This is a genomic window from Streptosporangium canum, from assembly GCF_900113865.1.
GTDB lineage: Bacteria > Actinomycetota > Actinomycetes > Streptosporangiales > Streptosporangiaceae > Streptosporangium > Streptosporangium canum.
This window is the reverse complement of sequence record NZ_FOQY01000044.1, coordinates 1-4,504: the sequence shown is the minus strand read 5'-3', so window position 1 is coordinate 4,504 and position 4,504 is coordinate 1. Positions and strand designations below refer to the sequence as shown.

At 66.1% G+C, this 4,504-nt stretch carries 4 protein-coding genes; all 4 read left to right on the top strand.

Features of this window, described 5'->3' with window-relative positions:
* Nucleotides 1–726 (top strand): RDD family protein (locus BM085_RS38020; RefSeq protein ID WP_093891622.1); only part of this gene is annotated, 726 nt, incomplete at its 5' end.
* Nucleotides 727–980: 254 nt separating this feature from the next.
* Nucleotides 981–1,394 (top strand): hypothetical protein, encoded by a 414-nt coding sequence (locus BM085_RS38015; RefSeq protein WP_093891621.1) that lies wholly within the window; start codon nucleotides 981–983, stop codon nucleotides 1,392–1,394.
* Between the two features lie 659 nt (nucleotides 1,395–2,053).
* The gene (locus tag BM085_RS38010) at nucleotides 2,054–2,386 is read left to right on the top strand and encodes a histone-like nucleoid-structuring protein Lsr2 (protein WP_012895497.1); all 333 of its coding nucleotides are present in this window, start codon (nucleotides 2,054–2,056) and stop codon (nucleotides 2,384–2,386) included.
* A gap of 265 nt (nucleotides 2,387–2,651) precedes the next feature.
* The coding region (locus tag BM085_RS38005) for an ATP-dependent Clp protease ATP-binding subunit (RefSeq protein WP_093891620.1) at nucleotides 2,652–4,504 on the top strand (1,853 nt) is incomplete at its 3' end.

Here is a 4,504-nt window from a genome sequence, read left to right as displayed (position 1 = left end):
CAGCAGCCCTCTCAGGAGCAGTCTCCTTACGGGCAGCAGCCCTCCCAGCCGGGTTACGACCAGCAGCAGGGTTACGGCCAGCAGCAGGCGTACGGCCAGCAGCAGGGTTACGGCCAGCAGCAGGGTTACGGTCAGCAGCAGGCGTACGGCCAGCAGATCCCCGCCTACGGCCAGGGCTACGCGCCGCAGGGTGCGATGCCCCCCGGCGTGCCCGCTCCGCTCGCGGAGTGGTGGCAGCGTCTGGTGGCCCGCATCATCGACCTCCTGATCGTCGGCATCCCCGCGGGCATCATCGGCTACCTGGTCTCGCTGCCGTTCCAGCCGTCGTACGATCCGGTCACCTACGCCAGCAGTGGCAGCCTCCTCCTCTCGACGATGGTGAGCACGCTCATCATCGGGCTGGCCCTCATCGGCTACGAGATCTTCATGCTGGGGCGCAACGGCACCACGCTCGGCAAGCAGATCATGGGCATCAGGGTCGTCCGGCTGGGCGGCCAGCTCGCCGGCGGCGTCGACACGGTCAGCGCGGCCAAGCGGGCCCTCGTGCTGTTCGGCGCCTACATCATCAACGCGTTCGCCGGCTTCCTGGGCTTCCTCGGCCTGGTGGTGAATTTCGTGGTGGGAGTTTTCCTGCTGGTGGACGTGCTGTGGCCGTTGTGGGACAAGCCCCTGCAGCAGGCTCTGCACGACAAGGTCGCCGGGACGGTCGTCGTCAAGACCAAGTAGTTCCGTGAATATCGGGGCCGGCGGATGAACCGCCGGCCCCGATTTCATGCGCGGGTGAGAAAAGCCGGCGTCGTAACGGCGTCCGGCCGCAGTGCGATGGAAGCGCAAACCCGTACGCGCCGCCGGGAGGAACGTTATGGCAGCCTCCCCGGGGCCCGTCGCCGACAATCCCGCCTCGGCCCGCGCCCACATCGCCCGTGAGGGGCTATGAGGGGCCAATGGGCGGTCAGTCGCCGCCGGGAGTTCCCGGGCCTGTGGCCGAATGGCGGGAGCGTCCGCCCGCCGGCATCACCGGCGGCTCCGTCTCCGTGACGCTCTACCGGATTCTCTCCTTCTCCTTCTCCTTCTACGCGCGCCTTCCGCACCCGTCTTCCGGGCCCGCCTTCTACGCCGTCTTCCGGGTCTTCCGGCCGGTGGGTGAAGGCCTTCTCGCCGATCTGGGGCCGGGCTCCGCGGTGTCGCCGGGGTTGTTGGCACACCTGATCGCGTTTGGTGGTTATACGGGCTACGACTATGTCCCGCATGCCGGAGGCGGACGTACTCTTGGTAAGAAAGCGATGAAGATCCGCCATGTTCCCTACGATGGCGTTGCGCCGCGAGCCGTCGGCCCGATGAAGCGGGCAGCTCTCCAACCGGGTGTTCTCATCACGGCGGGCATTCCGTGGTGAAGCTCGCGGAACCGGTCCCCGGCTCCGCGGTAAGTCCGTTCGCCCTTGTCCGCAGGCTCTTTGAGCAGGGACTTCGCGGCCGGATGGCGGGTGGGCCGGGGGTTCGGGACCCGGACCGGCATTGGTTTTCCGGCAAAGTTGATCATCACCTGATCGCTCTGTCGGTTTTTTCCACACAGCTTTACGGAGTGCAACCGGTAAGACGGCTGGAGAGAAGCATTAAGGTAGTGAACGGGCGACATGGCCGCCCCGGTGACGTGCGCTGCTCGATGGTGACGCTATGGTCATGTGTGGGTGGATCCAGAGTGATCGAGCGAGTCCCCGGCGCGGCCGGGGATGCCGCCGCCAAAAATTCCATGGTCCCCAGAATGTCATCCCCGGTGCGGAGCGAGGACGAATGAGCGACGTATTGTCCGCGTTGATACCTCCAGTGGTCGTCGGCGGGGCCTTCATCTACGGAGTGGTCAAGCTTCTTCGTAGTGAAGCCGCCGGCCGCCGTCCGGCAAAACGGCGGGATCGGGCTGAGTCGCAGAACAGCTGATCCACTCGCCGTCTGGGTTCCCGGCGAGAATCGCCGGGCTCCCGGAATTGCCGCTCTCCGATTGCGGGTATATGTTTAGCTAGCGAATGAAACAATACTCCGCGAAAGGATTGCGTAGATGGCCAAGCAGATCCAGGAGATTCTCATCGACGACCTCGATGGGGGCGAGGCCAATGAGACTGTCGCCTTCGCGATTGACGGCACCAGCTATGAGATTGACCTGAGTGACGTAAACGCGAAGAAGCTCCGCGACTCCCTGTCGCCTTTCGTGCAGAGTGCTCGCCGTTCCGGCGCGCTGGCCCCTCGCCGCCGCCGTGCAGGTGGCGCTCGGGCACTGACGCGGGAGAAGAGCGCCGACATCCGGGCATGGGCGAAGTCGCACGGCCTTAATGTCAGCGAGCGCGGTCGAATCGCCTCCAAGATCGTCGAGCAGTACGAAGCGGCTCACTAGATCGTTGAATCATGCGGTTATGGCGGCCACGGTGGGGTCCGGTGGCGGCCATGACCGCATGACGCGTTTGAGTGGCCGATAAACGTCGTTCGCTTGCGGCGTATCGGGAACATCCCACCCCCCGTAAGTAGTTGGATGGAGGGTGAACGCCCTGCTCTCGGGGAACGTCTTCTGCATAGAGCGGTCGCCGGGTCGGGGCTACCATGCGGGATGACAGGGCCCGGACATCCCGGACCTGCCTGACCGCTCTGTGAGGAGCGACGAGATGTTCGAGAGGTTCACCGACCGCGCACGGCGGGTTGTCGTCCTGGCTCAAGAAGAGGCCCGGATGCTCAACCACAACTACATCGGTACGGAGCACATCCTTCTTGGTCTGATCCACGAAGGTGAAGGCGTTGCCGCCAAGGCTCTGGAGAGCCTCGGCATCAGTCTTGAAGGTGTGCGTCAGCAGGTCGAGGAGATCATCGGCCAGGGACAGTCTGCGCCGTCGGGGCACATTCCCTTCACCCCGCGCGCGAAGAAGGTCCTTGAGCTGTCGCTCCGCGAGGCCTTGCAGCTGGGACACAACTACATCGGCACCGAGCACATCCTGCTCGGCCTCATCCGTGAGGGCGAGGGCGTCGCCGCCCAGGTGCTGGTGAAGCTGGGCGCGGATCTCAACCGCGTGCGGCAGCAGGTCATCCAGTTGCTCCACGGTTACCAGGGCAAGGAGCCGGCCGCCGCGGGCGGTCCGCAGGAGGCCGCGCCGTCGACCTCCCTTGTGCTGGACCAGTTCGGCCGCAACCTGACACAGGCCGCCCGCGAGGGCAAGCTCGACCCGGTCATCGGCCGGGAGAAGGAGATCGAGCGGGTCATGCAGGTCCTCTCCCGGAGGACCAAGAACAACCCTGTTCTGGTGGGCGAGCCCGGCGTCGGCAAGACCGCCGTCGTCGAAGGCCTGTCCCAGAAGATCGTCAAGGGCGAGGTCCCGGAGACGCTCAAGGACAAGCAGCTCTACACCCTGGACCTGGGCGCGCTGGTGGCGGGCTCCCGCTACCGCGGTGACTTCGAGGAGCGCCTGAAGAAGGTCCTCAAGGAGATCCGCACCCGCGGTGACATCATCCTGTTCATCGACGAGCTCCACACGCTCGTCGGCGCGGGTGCCGCCGAGGGCGCGATCGACGCCGCCAGCATCCTCAAGCCGATGCTGGCCCGCGGTGAGCTGCAGACCATCGGGGCGACCACCCTCGACGAGTACCGCAAGCACCTGGAGAAGGACGCCGCGCTCGAGCGCCGCTTCCAGCCGATCCAGGTGGCCGAGCCCAGCCTCAGCCACACGATCGAGATCCTCAAGGGCCTGCGCGACCGCTACGAGGCGCACCACCGGGTCTCCATCACCGACGGCGCTCTGGTGGCCGCCGCGCAGCTGGCCGACCGCTACATCAGCGACCGGTTCCTGCCCGACAAGGCGATCGACCTCATCGACGAGGCCGGCTCGCGCATGCGCATCCGCCGCATGACCGCGCCGCCGGACCTGCGCGAGTACGACGAGAAGATCGCCAACGTGCGGCGCGACAAGGAGTCCGCGATCGACGCGCAGGACTTCGAGAAGGCCGCCGCGCTGCGCGACCAGGAGAAGCAGCTCCAGCTCAAGCGCGAGCGCCGTGAGAAGGAGTGGAAGGCCGGCGACATGGACGTCGTCGCCGAGGTCACCGAGGAGCTCATCGCCGAGGTCCTCGCCACGGCCACCGGCATCCCGGTCTTCAAGCTCACCGAGGAGGAGTCCCAGCGACTGCTCCGCATGGAGGACGAGCTGCACAAGCGGATCATCGGCCAGGACGACGCCATCAAGGGCCTGTCCCGTTCGATCCGCCGTACGCGCGCCGGTCTGAAGGACCCGCGCCGTCCGGGTGGCTCGTTCATCTTCGCCGGTCCGTCCGGTGTCGGTAAGACCGAGCTCTCCAAGGCGCTGGCCGAGTTCCTGTTCGGGGACGAGGACGCGCTGATCATGCTGGACATGTCCGAGTTCATGGAGAAGCACACCGTCTCCCGGCTCTTCGGCTCTCCTCCCGGCTACGTCGGATACGAGGAGGGTGGCCAGCTCACCGAGAAGGTGCGGCGCAAGCCGTTCTCGGTGGT

Excerpts from the sequence above, each read along its gene's own strand:
- BM085_RS38010 (WP_012895497.1), top strand. The coding sequence starts at position 2,054 with ATGGCCAAGCAGATCCAGGAGATTCTCATCGACGACCTCGATGGGGGC.